The organism is Streptomyces novaecaesareae (genome assembly GCF_000716875.1).
Taxonomy (GTDB): Bacteria; Actinomycetota; Actinomycetes; order Streptomycetales; family Streptomycetaceae; genus Kitasatospora; species Kitasatospora novaecaesareae.
In genome coordinates this window covers 15,099-31,827 of sequence record NZ_JNWQ01000079.1, presented here as the reverse complement: position 1 = coordinate 31,827, position 16,729 = coordinate 15,099, and the positions used below count along the sequence as shown (strand labels likewise).

Sequence of the window (16,729 nt, the reverse complement as noted above, 5' to 3'; positions counted from 1 at the left end):
CCGAGATCTACACGAGATCGCTCGTCGGCAGCGTCAGATGTGTATAAGGGGGAGGGTGAGGCGAGGGATCAGGCAGGGGCTCAGGCGGGGAGGTCCAGGACCGTGCCGGGCTGGATGAGGTCCGGGTCCTCGCCGACGGTGGTGCGGTTGAGGGCGTAGAGGGCGGGCCAGCCGCCCGGGACGCGGAGGCGTTCGGCGAGCTCGGTGAGGGTGTCGCCGTCGCGGACGGTCCAGGTGCCGTCCTCGGCGGAGGTTCCGGAAGCCGGTGCGGCTGCCTGTTTCGGGGCAGTGGCCGGTTTGGGGGCGGCGGCCTGTTTGGGGGCCTGTTTGGGGGCGGTGGCCCGGGGCGGGAGGACGGCGTCGCGGTCGTGGCCGCGGGTGGCGCGGGCGCCGCAGACGGGCCAGGGGGAGAGGCCGCGGTGGTCGGCGAGGTGCTGGGCGACGGCGATCTGCTGTTCGCGGGTGGCGAGGTCGGCGCGCGTGGCGTAGCCGAGGCCGCCGTTCTCGCGCCAGGTGGGCTGGTCGAACTGGAGCCCGCCGTAGTAGCCGTTGCCGGTGTTGACGCGCCAGTTGCCGCTGCTCTCGCAGGCCGCCACGCCGTCCCAGTCGTACCTGCCGTCGTCCGCCCTTCCGGGGTCGGAGCCGGTGGCGCGGCCCGGGGGCGCGGCGTGGGCCGCGGGGGCGGCGGCGAGGGCCACGGTGAGGGCGCAGAGCGCGGCGGGGGCGAGGCGGCGGAGACGAGCGGTGGCAGGCATGGGCGGCTCTCAGGTTCGGCGACAGGGCGCGCGCCGTCCGAAGTCGGCGCCCTCCCACCGACGCACGACCGGCCGGGCGCCCCGCCGCCGACACGTCCGTGGGGTCACCCGTACGGCGGGCCGGGACCACCCCGGCGGCCCGCGGCCATCCGGCCGTACGTGCCGTGCGATCGTCACGGCCGTTCAACTGCCGTTCGCCGCAGGCACCATCCGAAGTCGCCGGGCCGTGTGCTTCGGCTGGGAGCCTCCTCGGCGATTCCCGGAGCCCAGGAGGCGGCAGTGGCGGCACACCCTTCGACACATCCGTCGCATCCCTCACATCCCTCGCGCAGGACGGTCCTTCGGACGGCGACGGCGGTCGGCACACTCGCCGCGCTGCCCGCCTCCACCCTGCTGTGGACCCAGCCGGCGGTGGCCGGTACCCCCGGGCCGGAGCAGGTCCACCTCCAGTGGGGCAACGAGCCGTCCCGCGAGATGACCGTCTCCTGGGCGACGGCGGCGAGCGTCAGCCGCCCCCGGGTGCGGATCGGGACCCCGCGTGAGGGCGCCGGCCGTACGGTGGGCGCGCGCAGCCGCAGTTACGTGGACGGGCTCAACAAGGTCGAGACCTTCACCCACCACGCCCGCCTGAACGGCCTGCGGCCCGACACCACGTACGTCTACGAGGTGCTGCACGACGGCGCCCAGCCGGTGCGCGGCACCTTCCGCACCGCCCCCGCGCGCGGCCGGGCCGCGTTCCGCTTCACCAGCTTCGGGGATCTGGGCACGGGCGACAACGTGTTCAAGAAGTCCTCGATCCACGGCGCCGCGGCCGTCCGGCAGGTGGAGCAGTTCAACCCGCTGTTCCACCTGCTCAACGGCGACCTCGCGTACGCCAACAACAACCCCCAGCTCCAGCCGCAGGCCTGGAACGCCTTCATGAACAACCTGTCCAAGTCGGCCGCGAGCCGCCCGTGGATGCCCACGCCCGGCAACCACGAAGTCGAGGCCGGCGGCGGGGACCTCGGGTACGCCTCGTACCTGACCCGCTTCGAGCTGCCCGACAACGGCACCCGCGACCACTGCGGCAACTGGTACGGCTTCCAGGTCGGTTCGGTGTTGTTCGTGAGCCTGGACGGCAACGAGATCGCGGTCGAGGACGACGCCAGCATCGACCCGGCCACCGGGCACTCCATCTACATCAGCGACTACAGCGAGGGCGCCCAACTGCGCTGGCTGGAGCGGCTGTTGTCGCGCGCTCGGGGCGGGAGCTCGGTGGACTGGATCGTCGTCTACCTGCACCAGTTCGCGATGTCCTCGTCGGCCGCCAGCCACGGCGGCGACATGGGCATCCGGGAGAAGCTGCTGCCGCTGCTCGACCGCTACTCCGTCGACCTCGTCCTGGCCGGCCACGACCACGACTACGAGCGCACCCACCCCGTACGCGGCACCGAACCGGGCGGCCTGCTCACCCCGGCCGTCGCCGACGACGACCTGCGCGAGATCGACACCTCGGAGGGCACCGTCCACCTGATCCTGGGCGGCGGTGGTACGGCCGGGCACGACGACGTCTACCTGCCCGCCGACCCGGACGGCGTGCGGCAGGCGAGCGTCCGCACCCAGCGGCTCACCTTCAAGGCCGACCCGGACGCCAAGGAGAAGGCCCACTGGTCGGCGGTCATCGACCCGGACACCAAGTTCCCTTACGGCGTCGCGGTGTTCGACGTCGACCCGGGCCTGGTGCCGGGCGGCCGCACCAGCATCACCGTCAGCTACTACCACTCCGTCCCGGCCACCGCCGCCAACCCCCTCCCGACGCCGGTCCTGTACGACCGCTTCACGCTCTACCGCGACCGCAGCGACGGCTGGGGCGACGACGACCAGGGCGAGGACGCGAACAGCGACTCCCGGCGCGGCGCGAAGGCCGCCGCGCGCTGATCCGCTGTCCCCAACTCACCGGGCCCGCCGTGCAGTTCGCGGCGGGTCCGGGGTGCTTGTAGCGCACTCGGGTGCGGCAGACAATCCGCAGTTCGTCGTAAGACAGGCCCTGGGGTGGCGGGCAGGATTGTCCCCGGCATGTTCATGCTGATCACTGGTAGTCCGGATCAGCCGTTCAGCCCTTCGGATCAACAGCACGCGCCATTCGCACTCCCACACCACCAGAAGGTTGGAAGCGATGCACCTCCGTGCCACGACCCGCAAACTCCTCCTCACCGGCCTGGCGCTCGCCCTCGGCGCCGCACCCTTGCTGGCCGTCCCCGCCTCGGCCGCCACGACCTCCGCCGTCGCCCTCGCACCGGTGAGCGCGGCCGCGTCCGTCGCCCGGCCGGGCGCCCAGATCATGGTCTCGACCGCCCTGTTCGCGCTCTCCCCCGACCGCGGCGGCGTCTTCAACTGGAACGGTGCCACCTGGACCCAGGTCGGCGGCCCGGCCGCCACCATCGTCTCCGGCGGCGGCGGGCTGGTCGCCACCAACCCGACCACCGGGGACCTCTACGTCTACAACTGGAGCCCCAACAGCTGGTCGAGGATCGGTGGGCCCGGCAAGCAGTTCGCCCTGGACGGCGCCGCCCACGTCTTCGGGCTCAGCCCGGACGGCAGCGGTGTGTTCGTGTGGATGGGCGGCACCAACTGGAACCAGATCGGTGGTCCGGCCGGCAGCATCGCCGCCGGCGGCAACACCCTGATCGCCACCAACCCCAGCACCGGGGACGTGTGGCGCTACGACGGCTCGGGCTGGTCGCGGATCGGCGGCCCCGGCGCCCAGTTCGCCGTCGACGACGCGGGCCGCGTCTACGGCCTGAGCCCCGACCGCAGCGGCGTCTTCCAGTGGCAGGGCGGCACCAACTGGACCCAGGTCGGCGGCCCCGCCGGCAGCATCGTCGCAGGGGGCGGCGGCACCCTGCTCGCCACCAACCCCAGCACCGGGGACGTGTGGCGCTACGACGGCTCGGGCTGGTCGCGGATCGGCGGCCCCGGCGCCGAGTTCACCATCGACGGCGCCGGCCACGTCTACGGCCTGAGCCCCGACGGCAGCGGCGTCTTCCAGTGGCAGGGCGGCACCAGCTGGACCCAGGTCGGCGGCCCCGCCGCCTGGCTCGCCGCCTCCTGAGGCTTGATGACCCGGGCCCGCCGCGCACCCCCGCGCGGCGGGCCCCTTCACGTGCCCGTGGCCCGAACGTAGACGTCGGCCGCCCCCGACGCGAACGAGTCGGAGGGCCGCTCCACCACGAATATCTGCCGCCCGGCCTGCCCCTCCGGCGCCAACGCGCCCTCCGACGGCTCGTCGCCGGGCAGCGCTGCTCGAAGGTCCTCCGGCAGCGGCCCGGGGGCACCGGGCTGCGGCAGGTCGTAAGTGGTGAGGAAATCATCGAGGTTGACGTCATCGCCGCCATCGAGCCCGTAGTACAGGTAGGCGACCTGCACCCCGTCGGCGGTCCGGGACAGCACGGCGTCCGTCGGGACGTAGTACCGGCCCTTCCCGGGATGCTGTTCGTGGTACAGCCCCGCCACCCGCTCCGCGTGGTCGGCGTCGGTCTCCCGCGGATCGCCGGACCGGAGGAACGCGGCCACGGCCCACCAGACGCACCCCACGGTGACCAGCACGCAAATCACGAGGAAGGCACCCAGGAGCCCACGCCTCCACGGCCTGCCGCCGGAACTGCCGAGTGTCACGTCAGAGCTTCCTGGTCCTGGCCTTGCTGGCGTCCCCATGACGAACTCTATGGCCGACCCGTTGGGTGGTGGCGCTGGAGTTCGTCGTTCCGTACGGTCTTGGATCTCACGCTAACGAGCGAACAGGAGTGGGTGCAGGCGAACGGGGCGACTCGTCAAAGGGCCCGTCAGTCAGGCGGCTTCGGCCCGGTCCATCGCGGCGGAACCCGGCTGCGCGAGCCAGACCAGCCGTGCGGTGATCCCCGGCTGCCCGGCGAAGTGGCGCACGGCTCGCTCCGGCGAGGTGAGGGTCATTCGCGCCCGCCCGTCGACGCCGATCACGTGCGTCGGCCCGTCGCAGTCGGCGAGTCCCCAGGCCACCACCCACCCGTCGGCGTCCGCGAGGCCATCGTCACTGACCTGGACTACGGCGAACAGCCGGGGCGCGATGTCGAGCACGAGCCCACACAGCTCCTGGTCGAAGGGCAGCCAGTCGGTACTATATAGACCACCGCCTTTGAAGAAGTGATAGCACCACCACTCCAAAGGGTGAACGGCGCCGACCACGGCGAGCGAGGGAAGGAGCAGCGGATGCCGCCCAGCAAGATTCCACCGAGCATCCGGCAGCGGCGACTCGGTATGGAGTTGCGCCGGTTGCGTGAGCAGGCAGGGCTGTCGGTCACGCGAGCCGGGGAACTGCACGGCACCCCGCAGTCCCGGATCAGCAACATCGAATCCGGGGGATACCCGGTGAGCGCGGACCGGGTGCGGACCCTGGCGCGCCTCTATGGCTGTGCGGATGACGCCCTGATCGAAGCGCTGACTCACATGACCGGCGGCCGGACGAGGGGATGGTGGGAGGAGTATCGCGAGATCCTTCCAGCCGGAGCGCTCGATCTGGCCGTACTCGAACACCACGCGCAGTCGATGCGGATCGCTTCTGCGATTCACATTCCTGGACTCCTCCAGACCCCGGAACACGCTCGCGCGCTCTTTCGGGATGTCGTGCCACCCTTCTCGCCGCCGGAAGTGGAACATCTCGTCTCCCATCGCATCAAGCGGCAGGTAGTGATCTATGGCAAGCAGCCGATCCCGCTGTCCGCTGTGGTCCACGAGGCCGCCTTGCGCATGGGCTTCGGCGGTCCGAAGGTCGCTCGTGAACAGCTGGAGTACCTGCTGGCCGCGAGCGAGCGACCTCACATCGACCTGAGGGTGATCCCGTTCGGTACCGGAAGCTACCCCAGCTCCGGCGCTGGGATTGTGTACTTCAATGCCGAGGTCGCACGATTGGACAGTGTCCAGGTCGATGGCGACAGGTCGGAGTTCATTGACACCGAGCCGCAGTTGATCAAATATCGGGCTGTGATGGATCGGTTGGAGATGAGTGCGCTCCAACCCGACGCATCCCGCGATCTCATCCGCCGCATCGCCCAGAGCATCTGAGACAGGACCGAGTATGGCCGTTCACAACTGGCAGAAGTCCTCGTTCAGTGGCGACGCCGCCAACTGCGTATACGTCTCAGCAACTGCCGACGGCAGCATCAAGATCCGTGAGAGCGACGACCCTGACACCGTCATCACCACCACACGCGACGAGCTCCATGCCTTCATATGCGGCGTCAGGGCAGGAGAGTTCGACCACCTGACAGCATAATTCGGGCTACCGGGAGTTGACGTCAGGAATCATCGGCGCATGAGCGAACAGCCGACGTCATGGGCCAGAGCGGTGGCGGCGAACGAGCTTGCCGGGCCACTGCCCAGCCGCTGGGCGCACACCCAAGGCGTGGCGGACCGGGCCAGCTGCCTCGAAGGAGTTCTGGGCCACCAGGTCGGGCTTCTTACCTGCGCTGCTCTGCTGCACGACGTCGGCTACGCGCCGAGGTTGGCGGCGACGGGGTTTCATCCGCTCGACGGCGCGCGGTTCCTCCGGGACGTTCACAAGGCTGATGACGGTCTCACGCGGCTGGTCGCGAACCACTCGTTCGCGCTGCTCGAAGCCGAGGAGCGCGGTCTCCGGGAAGTCCTGGAAGCCGAGTTCCCGCTGCTGGAGGACCGACGGGTGGTCGACGCCCTGGTGTGGTGCGACATGACGACGACGCCCGACGGCGGCCTGACCACGGCCGAGGCACGCGTGGCGGAGATCCTGGGCCGCTACGGGGCAGGGAGCGTGGTGGGGAGGTTCATCCGCCGGGCATCGCCGGAGATCTCCGCGGCTGTCGCGCGAGTGGAGGCGGCGTTGGCGGATCAGCCGAGGTGGGGGTAGGTGCCGGCGAGGTAGTCGCCGATCTGCTGGCGCATGCTGGGGTGGATGTCGTACTGGTCGAGGTCGGCGGGCCGGACGAAGCGGACGCCGTCCGCCTCGTCGTTGATGGTGGGCTCACCGCCGACGGGGCGGCCGACGTAGGTGTTCTCGTACTGCTGGCGGATCTCACCGTCGGTGTAGGCGACGATGTGGTTGGGGTTGGTGTAGACGCCGAGGAAGCCGGTGATCTCGGCCTGGATGCCGGTCTCCTCCAAGCACTCGCGCACCGCACACTCGGCAGCGGTCTCGCCGATGTCCTGGGCCCCGCCGGGTAGCGCCCACTGGCCGGTGTCCCGGCGGCGTTGGAGCAGGATGGCGCCGGAGTCGTCGACGACGAGCAGGTTGCTGGCGGGGATGAGGGTGTTGGCCTTGGGGGCGTCGGGGTCGTTGTAGTACTCAGTCCTGCCCATGTGCGGAGGTTCCCTCCTGGTCGGGCGTCCACGGCCGCGCGCGGGCCCAGACGGCTTCGAAGCTTTGAGCGTAGTTGTCGAACCAGCCGACGGTGTCCACTCGCTTGAGGTGGAGCAGGGGGTTGGCGCTGGCTGGCCGGCCGAAGATGTGCGGGTTGACCAGCAGGTTGTCGTCATATCGGAAGAGGGAGTTGTACAGCGTCGTGTCGTGAAGCCTCACCTCACAGCCCTCCTTCTTGAGCAGAGGACGGTAGTAGGTGAGGGAGGCGCGGATCTTGGCCGCGAGGGTGTCACCGATGCCCTCCTCCCGGCCTCTGAGCGCGGCAGCCTGCCCGCTCGGGTCGCCGAAGCACAGCCGGACCCGGACGCCGTCGGCTGCCCGCTCGGCGAGCATCTCGGCTACCCGCGGGTTGGACTGCGCGAAGAACGTCCCGGAGAAGACGAGCACGTCGATCTGTTGCCGGGCCTCCTGGAGCAGGGTCAACCAGGTCTCACGGGGCACCCCGGCCCGGTTCTGATAGGTGCCGACGAGCTCGCCGCCCATACCGGAGGTACGTCGGCCTGTACGGGGTTGCAGGTCCGGCCAGAGGAAGGCCTCCTCGACGCAGAGGAACCGGGCGGCGCGGACACGGTGCCTCGGGTGGGGTACGCGCCCACCGAGCCAGCGGCCAACGGTCTTCGGGTCCACTTCGCAGGCTTCAGCGAGTGCCTCGGGCTCTACCGCTCGCTGGGCGAGCACGGAGCGAAGTCGCGCGTTCACGGAGGCAATACAAGCTGAGCGGGCCGTGACTGTGCAAGGACGTGCCGGTCCTTGAGCTGACGGATCGACAATGTTCGTGCGCTGGCGAGTTGCTGCCTACCGGACCTGTCGGACACGGCCGGTCTTCTCGCCCTTGCTGGAAAACGTCCCAGGACGTTCCTGAGTCGTCCACGGACGCGGTAACGCGGTCCTCGTGCTCTGCGTCACGATCGGTTCCAACTCGACGCTACGGAAGGATTGATGGATGAGTGACTGGGAGTTCGTGAAGGACAGAACCGCTGCTGAGGGCGCGGTGTGGAGGTCGGTTGATGGCCTGCTCTACAAGCGGACCGGCGGCGAGGACCTGCGGGTGGAGGCCGAGTTCCAGCAACTGGTCGCCGGCCTCGGCTACCCCGTCCCGGAGATCGTCGACAGCGGATCCGAGGGCGGAACCTACTTCGTCATCGAGCGCGCCATCGGCGACACCTCGCTGCACGACGAGGCGTTGTGCGACACCAGGCGGGACGGGCAGGTCGGCGATCAGGTGATCAGTAAGGCGGCCGCCGTCGCATCGAAGATCCTACAGGCTCAGGCGAGGCACCCCCTGCCCGCGATGCCGTGGTTCGAGAAAGCGGCCTTCGCAGCCGAGGTCTTCAAAGAGAACCCGGATTTCGACAGCCCTCGGGTTCGTGTGGCGGTCAAGCACGCCGTCGACCGGCTGGCTCAACTTCCTTTGGTGCGCGGGCACCTGGACTACGGTCTGCCCAACGTCCTGCGGGCCGGGGTCATCGACTGGCAGCACCACGGACCGATCCCGCTCGGCTACGACGTATACCCCGCGCTCGACATCGTGGCCTTCAAGGGCGGCGGCAAGGGCTACAGCATCATCCCGGAACAGCGGGCCGCCTACGTCACTGCACTCGACGAGACCACCGCGTCCCTGATCGGGCAGCGGGTGAGCGAGCACCTGGGCGACTTCCTTCTCGTCAAGTGCTTCTTCTTCCTCGCCCTCATGCGGCCCACCGACCCCGCACGGCACGACAAGCACATCAAGTGGCAGTACCGCCGCGCCCTCTTCACGATGGGACTCGATCAGTATGAGTCGTCCGGCACGATCGACACCGGCGCCTTCCCCACTCTGGGACGGTTCGCCGCTGAACACTGGTAGGCCGCTGCCCACGGTCCGCGACCGCGACTACCTGATGGACCACCACGGCATCGTCTTCAAGGTCATCGGCGACAGCCACCCCGGCAGCCACTACTGACCAAGCGCGAGCTCTACGACAGCTACCCCGAGCTCGCCGAGGACCGCCGCCTGCGGAAGCACATCTGGACCGCGCCGGGCGGAGGCGAGTCACTCGCGGAGGGCGTACTCAACCGCGCCGCCGAGTTCGCCGCCCTTGCCCAGGCCGAACTCCAGGAATCCCGCGCCGTCGTCGCCTTCACCCACCAGACCACCACGGTGGCACTCAGGTCCCTCCTCGAACGCCGTGCCCTGCCCGAGATCCTGGTCGAGGAGCGGAAGGACAAGATGCCCAACGCCGCGATCCTCCACTACGACCTGCATCACGGCCGGTTCACCCGGACGGGAACCACCACCCCGCCGATCTAGGAGGAGCCCGTGCGACACCTGTTCCTCAATGGCCCAGTCCAGAACGGGCCGTTCACCTTCGACACCCGTCCCGGCAAGGCCGTCGGCATTCGCCTCGCCGCCGCCCTCAACGCCATTCTCGGCCTGCCGCCTGCACCCCACCTGTGGAACACCGTCACCCTCGCCGGAGACCTCCGCCACCGCGAGGCCGCTAGACCGAAGATCCCCCGCCAGAGGTTCGAAGCCGACCTGATCGAAGGCAAGTACGGCCCCGGCGAGTCCCCAGCCGGCGGCGTCATGACCGACACCGACGCGGAGGTCGTCGCCCTCGTCCTGGAGATGGTCGAGAACAACCTCCGCGCCGGCACCCTGACCGTCAGCCGCGAGACCGTCCCCACGTGCCGGTCCTGCGGTCACATGACCGGCGCCGGCGGCCACCCCTGCAAGGCCTGCGGCAGCACCGACACCCGGAACCGCACCGGCCTCCACCTCGTCGCCGAACTCGCCAGGGACCGCCCCGTCCTCGACCGCTCGGACATCCACGCCAGTCACCGCCAGCAGCCCAAGCACCTCCAGCACACCGCCGGCAACGTCGCAGGACGCCTGATACTCTCCCGAACCCGCGACCACGGAATCGACCTTTCGCCTCTCGCGCTCAACGGCCTCGTCCTCGACCCGCGTGTCGGGATTCACGCCACTGTCCTCGCCGCAGCCCGACGCCACGAGGCGGACACGGCGGTCATGACCATCACCGAGAACGCCGCCAACCACATTGCCGCCCACGGCCAGCACTTCCGTGAGCACGGCGGCACCCGGCTTCAGTACGCGCTGCACGGCCACCTCCCGTACGACCACGTGGCAAGCCTCCAGCCGCTTCACGAGATGTACGGAACCACCCAGGCGATCAGGGACGGCTTCGAGCAGTGGTTTCTCCCGCTCTTCGCCCTGAGGGCGAAGAGCGGGACCAGGCCGGACCAGCTGTCCGCGATTTTCAAGTACTACCTGCGGGCCCACCTGGCCAAGCCCGCTGCGGTCGACGACCACGTCATCGAGGCCGTACGGCGCTCGGTCGGGAGCGGTGACATGGATTGGGTCACGGACCGGACGGCGCTGGCAAACGTGATGGGTGCCCGTGCCGCGTCAGCAGGCGTGATCGGTTGGACCTGAGGCGGTGTCGCCCGCCGCCTCGCGCGGCAATCACGCGGACGGCGTGGGCGGGCGGCGGTTCGCGAAACCCCGAAGGGCCCCCGCGCTCGGTGTGGGGGCCCTGCGGATGTGACGGTATATCAGGAGTACAGGCGGGCGTCGTTGTTCGCCGCGCCGTTGAGCGATCCCGCGTACCCGGACGGGTAGGACAGCCAGAGGCCGTCGCTCACCTTGCTGACCCACACCGTGTGGTCGGTGTTGTTGACGATCGAAGCCGCGTTCTGGTAGACGGTCTGACCGTAGCCGGAGCCGTTCGCCCAGTGGGCGAAGGTGAAGTTGTGCAGGTCGACGTTCTGGCCCGGCGACCAGTTCTCGAACGAACCCCAGCCTACTCCCGGCGAGTTGTAGTACAGGCAGACGCTGCCGCTGGGGCATGTCTCCGCCCCGCCCGGACCTGCGGCGAAGGCGCTCCCGGTGGCCATGGCCACCGCGCCGGCCGTCAGTGCCGCCACCGCTGCGAGCCTGGCCGCGCGCGGTTTGATCGTGATGCGCATTCCGTACTCCCGTCCCAAGTCGACAGTGCAGGAAGGCCGGGTGGGTGCGGTCGGTTGCCGACCGGTGCCCGTTCGAGGCCTCGAACAGGCTGGCACGGCAGCCCCGTTGGCGCCATGGTTTCGCACGGTTCCGCTTGTGGACACATCCGGAGGTGGCGGTCCCGGTTCCACGGGCTCAGGCGGCCGATCGCAGGGGCATCGCCGCGCGCGCCTCGTCGTAGCGGTGGAGGATCAGGCGGGCGACGGCCGGGTGGGCGGCGAGTGGGGTGCTGGTCCAGGTCGCCTCGGTGGCGGCGGCGCGGCGGGCGAAGAAGCCGGGGGAGAGGAGGTAGGTGGCGAGGGCGACCGCGGGGTGGCCGGCGGTGTGGAGGGCGGCGACGGCCTGCTGCGGGGTGGGGGTGGCTGCGGAGAGGTGGGCGGGGGTGACCGGGCGGCCGAGGCGGGTGGCGAGGAGGTGGGCCATGCGCTCGGTGTCGGCGAGGGCGGTGGGGTCGGAGGAGCCGGCGCCGGCGAGGACCACGGGGGCGTCCGCCGGGGCGCCGCTCTCGGTCAGGCGGTCGACGAGGGCTTCGGCGAGCAGGGGGTGCGGGCCGAGGGCGGGGGCGAGGTGGGCGTGCGGGGGGCCGGCTTCTGCGAGGGCGGCGGGGAGGTCGACGCGTACGTGGTAGCCGGTGCCGAGGAGGAGGGGGACCAGGACCGGGCGCCGGTCAGCGAGTTGGGTTAGGGACTCGTGGATAGATGGGCGAGCGAGGTCCAGGAAGCAGCAGCGGACGGGCAGTTCGGGGCGGATGGAGCGAACGAGGCGGAGCAGAGCACGGGTTGCGGTGACCGCCGCGGGGTCGCGGCTGCCGTGTGCGACGGCGAGCAACATCAGCCCGCCGCCAGCCGGTAGCCCCGCTTGGGGACAGTGCGGATCAGGGTCGCGTGCGGCCCGAGGGCGGCGCGCAGCCGGCCGACGGCCGCCTCGACCGCGTGTTCGTCGGCGGTGGCGGCGTCCGGCCAGGCGGCGCGCAGGAGTTCGGCCCGGCTGAGCACCCGGCCGGGGCGTTCGGCGAGGGCGCGCAGGACGGCGGCGCCGCGCGGGCTGAGCCAGTGGCTCTCGCCGTCGACCAGTGCGGCGTTCCCCTGGAGGGTCAACACCTGCCCGGCGAGCGGGACTTCACGCCGGGAGCGGCCCGGCAGGGTGTCCGCGAGCAGCCGGACGAGCGAGCCGAGTCGGCCGCGTTCGGGGTGGACGGCGGGCAGGCCGAGCTCGGTGAGCGGCCGGGCGCACAGACTCCCCACGCACACGGGCAGAACATCGGAACGCAGAGCGTCCAGCAGCGCCTCGTACAGGCCCTCGGCCTCGGCGGCGGTGAGCAGTGCGGTGATCGCGGGCGCGCTGGTGAAGGTGAGGGCGTGCACCTGGCGGCGGACGGTCTGGTCGAGGAGTCTGCGGACCGCGCCCGGGTCCTCCGGGGGCGCCCAGCGGTAGACCGGGACGGAGATCACCTCTGCGCCGCGTTCGCGCAGCGCGGCGGCGAAGGCGTCCAGGCGGACCCCGTGTTCCTGGACGGCGATCCGGCGCCCGGCGAGCGGGCGGGCGAGCAACCAGGTGAGCAGTTCGTCGGTGGCCTCGGTGCCGGGGGAGTAGCCCTCGTTCAGCCCGCTGGCCCGGACCGCGCCGGTGGCCTTGGGGCCCCGGCTGAGGACCACCGCGCCCCGGCAGACCTCGGCGAGGGCGGCGCCGCGGTCCCAGCCTTCGGCCGCGCTCATCCAGCCGCGCCAGCCGACGCCGGTGGTGGCCACCACGTAGTCGAGCGGGGCCGCCAGGCAGCGGTCGGTGGCCTCGCGCAGGGCGAGGTCGTCGGCGAGCGGCAGGATGCGCAGCACCGGTGCCTCGACCACCTGGGCGCCGCGCCGGGCGAGCAGGGCGGTGAGCTCCTCGCGGCGGCGCGCGGCGGTGACCCCGACGGTGAAGCCGGTGAGCGGTCCGGGCTGGGGGAGGGTTGCCATGGCGGTCAGCCTGCGGCGCTCCTGTTACGGGGGCATTGCCCGGCCGTCACCTGCCGGTAAGCGAAAGTGCCGTTCCGGTTACGGCAGATGTCCGGCCGTGCACCCCGGTGCCGAAGTGCCGTGAGCGAGGCGTACCGCGCCCGCAACATCGGTGACCCGGTCGCGAAACAGCGGGCCGCCACCTTTCTCGGCATGACGTTGACCAGCACCGCCGCCCTCGCCGCGGCCACCGACACGCACTGCCCGTACTGCTCGCTGCAGTGCGGCATGCGGCTGGGCGGCCCCACGGCGGACGCCCCGGTCGAGGTGCTGGAGCGCCCGGACTTCCCGGTGAACCGGGGCGCTCTCTGCGGCAAGGGCCGCTCGGCGCCCGCGCTGCTGGCCCGGGACGTCCGGCTGACCGGCCCGCTGCTGCGCGACCACCCGGGCGGGCCGCTGCGCTCGGCCGGGTGGCCGGAGGCGCTGGACCGGGTCGCCGCCGGGCTGGCCCGGGTGCGGGCCGAGCACGGGCCGGACGCGGTGGGCGTGTTCGGCGGCGGCGGGCTGACCAATGAGAAGGCGTACCTGCTGGGCAAGTTCGCCCGGGTGGTGCTGGGCACCGCCAACATCGACTACAACGGCCGGTTCTGCATGTCCTCGGCCGCCGCCGCGCACCGCCGGGCCTTCGGGCTGGACCGCGGGCTGCCGTTCCCGCTGGAGGACATCCCGCACACCGGCTGCCTGGTGCTGGTCGGCGCCAACCCGGCCGAGACGATGCCGCCGGCCGTCCGCTACTTCCGCGAACTGCGGGAGACCGGCGGCACGTTGATCGTGGTCGACCCGCGCCGCACCCGCACCGCCGAACTGGCCGACCTGCACCTGCAGCCCCGCCCCGGCGGGGACCTGGCGCTGGCCCTCGGCCTGCTCCACCTGGTGGTCGCGGACGGCCTGGTGGACGAGGAGTTCGTCGCCCGGCGGACCACCGGCTTCGAGCAGGCCCGCGCCTCGGCGATGGCGCACTGGCCGGACCGGGTGGAGCGGATCACCGGCGTCCCCGTGCACCGACTCCGCGAGGCCGCACGGCTGTTCGGCGAGGCGGAGACCGGCATGGTGCTCACCGCGCGCGGCCCCGAGCAGCACAGCAAGGGCACCGACACCGTCGGCGCCTGGATCGACCTCTGCCTGGCCACCGGCAAGGCCGGCCGCCCGTACAGCGGTTACGGCTGCCTGACCGGCCAGGGCAACGGCCAGGGCGGGCGCGAGCACGGCCAGAAGGCCGACCAACTGCCCGGCTACCGCTCGATCGAGGACCCGGCGGCGCGGGAACACGTCGCCGCCGTCTGGGGCGTCGACCCCGCGACGATCCCCGGCCCGGGCAAATCGGCCTACGAGCTGTTGGACGGCCTCGGCGAACCGGGCGGGGTGAAGGCGCTGCTGCTGGCCGGCTCCAACCCGGCGGTGTCCGCGCCCAACGCCGGGCACGTCACCGAGCGGCTGCGCTCGCTGGACCTGCTGGTCGTCGCCGACCTGGTGCTCTCCGAGACCGCCCGGCTCGCGGACGTCGTCCTGCCCGTCACCCAGTGGGCGGAGGAGGACGGCACCACCACCAACCTGGAGGGCCGGGTGATCCTGCGCCGCCGGGCCCTCGACCCGCCGGAGGGCGTCCGCAGCGAACTGTGGGTGCTGCGCGAGCTGGCCGCCCGGCTCGGAGTGCCGGAGGGCTTCCCGGCCGACGGCTTCCCGGTCGAGGCCGAGCAGGCCTTCGACGAGCTGCGCCGCGCCTCGGCCGGCGGCGACGCCGACTACGCGGGCATCAGCTACGCCCGGATCGCCGCCGAGGACGGGGTGTTCTGGCCCTGCCCGGCCGAGGACCACCCGGGCACCCGGCGGCTGTTCCTGGACCGCTTCGCCACCCCGGACGGCCGGGCCCGCTTCGCCGCCGTCACCCACCGCCCGGCCGACGAGGAGCCGGACGCCGCCTACCCCCTGTACCTGACCACCGGCCGGGTGCTCTCCCAGTACCAGAGCGGCGCCCAGACCCGCCGGGTCGCCGAGCTCAACGCGGCCGCGCCCGGCCCGTACGTCGAGATGCACCCCCGGCTCGCCGAGCGGCTCGGGATCGCCGACGGCGAGCCGGTCGCGGTCACCAGCCGGCGCGGCCGGGCCGTCGCCCCGGCGCGGATCACCGACGCCATCCGGCCGGACACCGTGTTCATGCCCTTCCACTGGGCGGGCGCCGGCCGGGCCAACAGCCTCACCAATCCGGCGCTCGACCCGGTGTCGCGGATGCCGGAGTTCAAGCTCTGCGCGGTGCGGGTCGAACCCGCCCAGAAGGAGGCCACGCCATGACCCCGAGGATCGCCGTGGTCGGCGGCGGCATGGCGGCCGCCCGCTTCGCCGAACGGTACGGCGCGCTCGGCGGGCCCGGCACCGTCACCGTGTACGGCGCCGAGCCGCGCGCCCCGTACAACCGGGTTCTGCTCGCCGAGGTGCTGACCGGGCGCTACGACGCGGAGTCGATCGCGCTGCCGCTCGGCGGGGCGACGGCCCGGCCTGGCTGTGAGGTCGTCGCACTCGATCCGGCCGCCCGGACGCTGCGGCTCGCGGACGGCACCGTCGAGGAGTGGGACGAACTGGTGCTGGCCACCGGCGCCAACCCGGTGCTGCCGCCCGTGCGCGGACTGCGCCGCACCGACGGGTACGGCCTGGCCGAAGGCGTCCACACGCTGCGCACCCTGGAGGACTGCGCCCGCCTCGCCGAGGACGCCGTCGGCGCCCGGCGGGCCGTGGTGATCGGCGGCGGGGTGCTCGGGGTGAGCGCGGCCCGGGCGCTGGCCGCGCTCGGCGTCCGCACCGAAATCATCCACCAGGCACCGTACCTGATCGAGCGTCAACTCGATGCCGAGGCGGCGGAGGTGCTGCGGGAGCGGCTGCGGACGCTCGGCGTCGACTGCTACACCGGCAACCGGGCCCGGGCCGTACACGGCGGCGAGAAGGTCGGCGCCGTCGAACTCGCCAACGGCTACCGGCTCGACTGCGACCTGGTCGTGCTGGCCTGCGGCACCCGCCCGCGCACCGCGCTCGCACACGCCGCCGGACTGCCCGTCGCCACCGGCGTGCTGGTGGACGACGGCCTGTCCGTCGCCCCGCACGTGTACGCCGTCGGGGACTGCGCCGAACACCGCGGCACCGTCCACGGACTGGCCGGGCCCGCCTGGGAGCAAGCCGACGTGCTCGCCCGCCGGCTCTCCGGCGCCGAGCCGGACGCCCGCTACCCCGGCACCCGCCCGCGCGCCCGGCTCAGCACCGGCGGCCTGGAGTACGCGGCCTTCGGCACCGTGGACGAGACCCTCGACCCGGGCCTCGACGTGCTGCGGCTCACCGACGCCACCCGCGGCAGCTACAAGAAGCTCGTCCTGCGCGGCGACCGCCTGGTCGGCGCCATCCTGCTCGGCGACCTGGCCACCGTGGACGCGCTGGCCGGCGCCTTCGCCGACGACGGCGCACTCGCCGGCCACCCCCTGCACCTGCTCACCGGAGGAACCGCCATGACTGGAGTAGCGCGTTGACCACTGACCACCGCAGTACCCGGGACCTCGCCGGTGTCCGCGACCTCGTCCTGGTC

General features: G+C 71.9%; 18 protein-coding genes. 10 read left to right on the top strand and 8 right to left on the bottom strand.

The window, feature by feature from the left end; all coding sequences use genetic code 11:
• Positions 1-80: 80 nt before the first annotated feature.
• Complete coding sequence (locus OP86_RS38880; protein WP_030058487.1) at positions 81-755, bottom strand: LysM peptidoglycan-binding domain-containing protein; 675 nt, start codon at positions 753-755, stop codon at positions 81-83.
• A 279-nt stretch (positions 756-1,034) separates the two neighbouring features.
• Between OP86_RS38880 and OP86_RS25675 the strand changes: the two genes are divergently transcribed.
• The gene (locus OP86_RS25675; RefSeq protein ID WP_157849837.1) at positions 1,035-2,672 is read left to right on the top strand and encodes a purple acid phosphatase family protein; all 1,638 of its coding nucleotides are present in this window, start codon (positions 1,035-1,037) and stop codon (positions 2,670-2,672) included.
• Between the two features lie 238 nt (positions 2,673-2,910).
• Positions 2,911-3,846, top strand: a complete 936-nt coding sequence (locus OP86_RS25670) for a hypothetical protein (RefSeq protein ID WP_078589402.1) — start codon at positions 2,911-2,913, stop codon at positions 3,844-3,846.
• Positions 3,847-3,893: 47 nt separating this feature from the next.
• Here the strand turns inward: OP86_RS25670 and OP86_RS25665 are convergent, their stop codons facing one another.
• Both OP86_RS25665 and OP86_RS25660 read right to left on the bottom strand, forming a co-directional pair.
• A complete protein-coding gene (locus OP86_RS25665; RefSeq protein ID WP_157849836.1) occupies positions 3,894-4,340 on the bottom strand; it encodes a hypothetical protein in 447 nt (148 codons plus the stop codon).
• 240 nt (positions 4,341-4,580) lie between these two features.
• On the bottom strand, positions 4,581-4,955 hold the full coding sequence (locus tag OP86_RS25660) for a hypothetical protein (protein WP_234435078.1): 375 nt from the start codon (positions 4,953-4,955) through the stop codon (positions 4,581-4,583).
• Positions 4,956-4,979: 24 nt separating this feature from the next.
• Between OP86_RS25660 and OP86_RS25655 the strand changes: the two genes are divergently transcribed.
• The 3 genes from OP86_RS25655 to OP86_RS25645 are packed head-to-tail and all read left to right on the top strand — an operon-like array spanning position 4,980 to position 6,651.
• Complete coding sequence (locus tag OP86_RS25655; RefSeq protein ID WP_030058493.1) at positions 4,980-5,831, top strand: helix-turn-helix domain-containing protein; 852 nt, start codon at positions 4,980-4,982, stop codon at positions 5,829-5,831.
• Between the two features lie 13 nt (positions 5,832-5,844).
• Positions 5,845-6,042: a DUF397 domain-containing protein gene (locus tag OP86_RS25650; RefSeq protein ID WP_030058494.1), complete on the top strand. Its 198-nt coding sequence runs from the start codon at positions 5,845-5,847 to the stop codon at positions 6,040-6,042.
• A gap of 39 nt (positions 6,043-6,081) precedes the next feature.
• Complete coding sequence (locus OP86_RS25645; RefSeq protein ID WP_030058495.1) at positions 6,082-6,651, top strand: HD domain-containing protein; 570 nt, start codon at positions 6,082-6,084, stop codon at positions 6,649-6,651.
• On the opposite strand, the gene OP86_RS25640 is transcribed toward OP86_RS25645, so the two are convergent.
• Positions 6,633-7,100, bottom strand: coding sequence for an NUDIX hydrolase (locus OP86_RS25640; RefSeq protein WP_030058496.1), 468 nt, complete (start codon positions 7,098-7,100; stop codon positions 6,633-6,635). The genes OP86_RS25645 and OP86_RS25640 overlap by 19 nt on opposite strands.
• Positions 7,087-7,860 carry a hypothetical protein gene (locus OP86_RS25635; RefSeq protein ID WP_030058497.1) on the bottom strand — a complete coding sequence of 258 codons (774 nt, stop codon included), beginning with the start codon at positions 7,858-7,860 and terminating at the stop codon, positions 7,087-7,089. Before OP86_RS25635 ends, OP86_RS25640 begins: the two co-directional genes overlap by 14 nt.
• A 244-nt stretch (positions 7,861-8,104) precedes the next feature.
• Here OP86_RS25635 and OP86_RS25630 point away from each other — a divergent pair, with 244 nt between their 5' ends.
• The 3 genes from OP86_RS25630 (at position 8,105) to OP86_RS25625 (ending at position 10,597) form a co-directional block, all read left to right on the top strand.
• The gene (locus tag OP86_RS25630) at positions 8,105-9,007 is read left to right on the top strand and encodes a phosphotransferase (protein ID WP_030058498.1); all 903 of its coding nucleotides are present in this window, start codon (positions 8,105-8,107) and stop codon (positions 9,005-9,007) included.
• 294 nt (positions 9,008-9,301) lie between these two features.
• The gene (locus OP86_RS36885) at positions 9,302-9,451 is read left to right on the top strand and encodes a hypothetical protein (RefSeq protein ID WP_157849835.1); all 150 of its coding nucleotides are present in this window, start codon (positions 9,302-9,304) and stop codon (positions 9,449-9,451) included.
• Positions 9,452-9,460: 9 nt separating this feature from the next.
• Positions 9,461-10,597 carry a hypothetical protein gene (locus tag OP86_RS25625; protein WP_030058499.1) on the top strand — a complete coding sequence of 379 codons (1,137 nt, stop codon included), beginning with the start codon at positions 9,461-9,463 and terminating at the stop codon, positions 10,595-10,597.
• A 119-nt stretch (positions 10,598-10,716) separates the two neighbouring features.
• Here OP86_RS25625 and OP86_RS33950 read toward each other — a convergent pair whose 3' ends face one another.
• From OP86_RS33950 to OP86_RS25610, 3 genes are all read right to left on the bottom strand, one after another.
• Positions 10,717-11,130, bottom strand: a complete 414-nt coding sequence (locus OP86_RS33950) for a peptidase inhibitor family I36 protein (protein ID WP_051830612.1) — start codon at positions 11,128-11,130, stop codon at positions 10,717-10,719.
• Between the two features lie 175 nt (positions 11,131-11,305).
• Positions 11,306-12,001: a sirohydrochlorin chelatase gene (locus tag OP86_RS25615; protein WP_051830610.1), complete on the bottom strand. Its 696-nt coding sequence runs from the start codon at positions 11,999-12,001 to the stop codon at positions 11,306-11,308.
• On the bottom strand, positions 12,001-13,125 hold the full coding sequence (locus tag OP86_RS25610) for a uroporphyrinogen-III synthase (protein ID WP_030058502.1): 1,125 nt from the start codon (positions 13,123-13,125) through the stop codon (positions 12,001-12,003). The genes OP86_RS25615 and OP86_RS25610 overlap by 1 nt, the downstream gene beginning before the upstream one ends.
• 192 nt (positions 13,126-13,317) lie before the next feature.
• Here OP86_RS25610 and OP86_RS25605 point away from each other — a divergent pair, with 192 nt between their 5' ends.
• Both OP86_RS25605 and OP86_RS25600 read left to right on the top strand, forming a co-directional pair.
• On the top strand, positions 13,318-15,453 hold the full coding sequence (locus OP86_RS25605; protein WP_051830618.1) for a molybdopterin oxidoreductase family protein: 2,136 nt from the start codon (positions 13,318-13,320) through the stop codon (positions 15,451-15,453).
• Entirely contained in the window at positions 15,450-16,673 is a 1,224-nt protein-coding gene (locus tag OP86_RS25600; RefSeq protein WP_030058503.1) for an NAD(P)/FAD-dependent oxidoreductase, read from the top strand. Before OP86_RS25605 ends, OP86_RS25600 begins: the two co-directional genes overlap by 4 nt.
• Positions 16,674-16,729 lie beyond the last annotated feature (56 nt).

Coding starts and splice junctions, on each gene's coding strand:
- OP86_RS38880 (WP_030058487.1), bottom strand. CDS start 755: ATGCCTGCCACCGCTCGTCTCCGCCGCCTCGCCCCCGCCGCGCTCTGC.
- OP86_RS25670 (WP_078589402.1), top strand. CDS start 2,911: ATGCACCTCCGTGCCACGACCCGCAAACTCCTCCTCACCGGCCTGGCG.
- OP86_RS25655 (WP_030058493.1), top strand. CDS start 4,980: ATGCCGCCCAGCAAGATTCCACCGAGCATCCGGCAGCGGCGACTCGGT.
- OP86_RS25650 (WP_030058494.1), top strand. CDS start 5,845: ATGGCCGTTCACAACTGGCAGAAGTCCTCGTTCAGTGGCGACGCCGCC.
- OP86_RS25645 (WP_030058495.1), top strand. CDS start 6,082: ATGAGCGAACAGCCGACGTCATGGGCCAGAGCGGTGGCGGCGAACGAG.
- OP86_RS25640 (WP_030058496.1), bottom strand. CDS start 7,100: ATGGGCAGGACTGAGTACTACAACGACCCCGACGCCCCCAAGGCCAAC.
- OP86_RS25630 (WP_030058498.1), top strand. CDS start 8,105: ATGAGTGACTGGGAGTTCGTGAAGGACAGAACCGCTGCTGAGGGCGCG.
- OP86_RS33950 (WP_051830612.1), bottom strand. CDS start 11,130: ATGCGCATCACGATCAAACCGCGCGCGGCCAGGCTCGCAGCGGTGGCG.
- OP86_RS25615 (WP_051830610.1), bottom strand. CDS start 12,001: ATGTTGCTCGCCGTCGCACACGGCAGCCGCGACCCCGCGGCGGTCACC.
- OP86_RS25610 (WP_030058502.1), bottom strand. CDS start 13,125: ATGGCAACCCTCCCCCAGCCCGGACCGCTCACCGGCTTCACCGTCGGG.
- OP86_RS25605 (WP_051830618.1), top strand. CDS start 13,318: ATGACGTTGACCAGCACCGCCGCCCTCGCCGCGGCCACCGACACGCAC.
- OP86_RS25600 (WP_030058503.1), top strand. CDS start 15,450: ATGACCCCGAGGATCGCCGTGGTCGGCGGCGGCATGGCGGCCGCCCGC.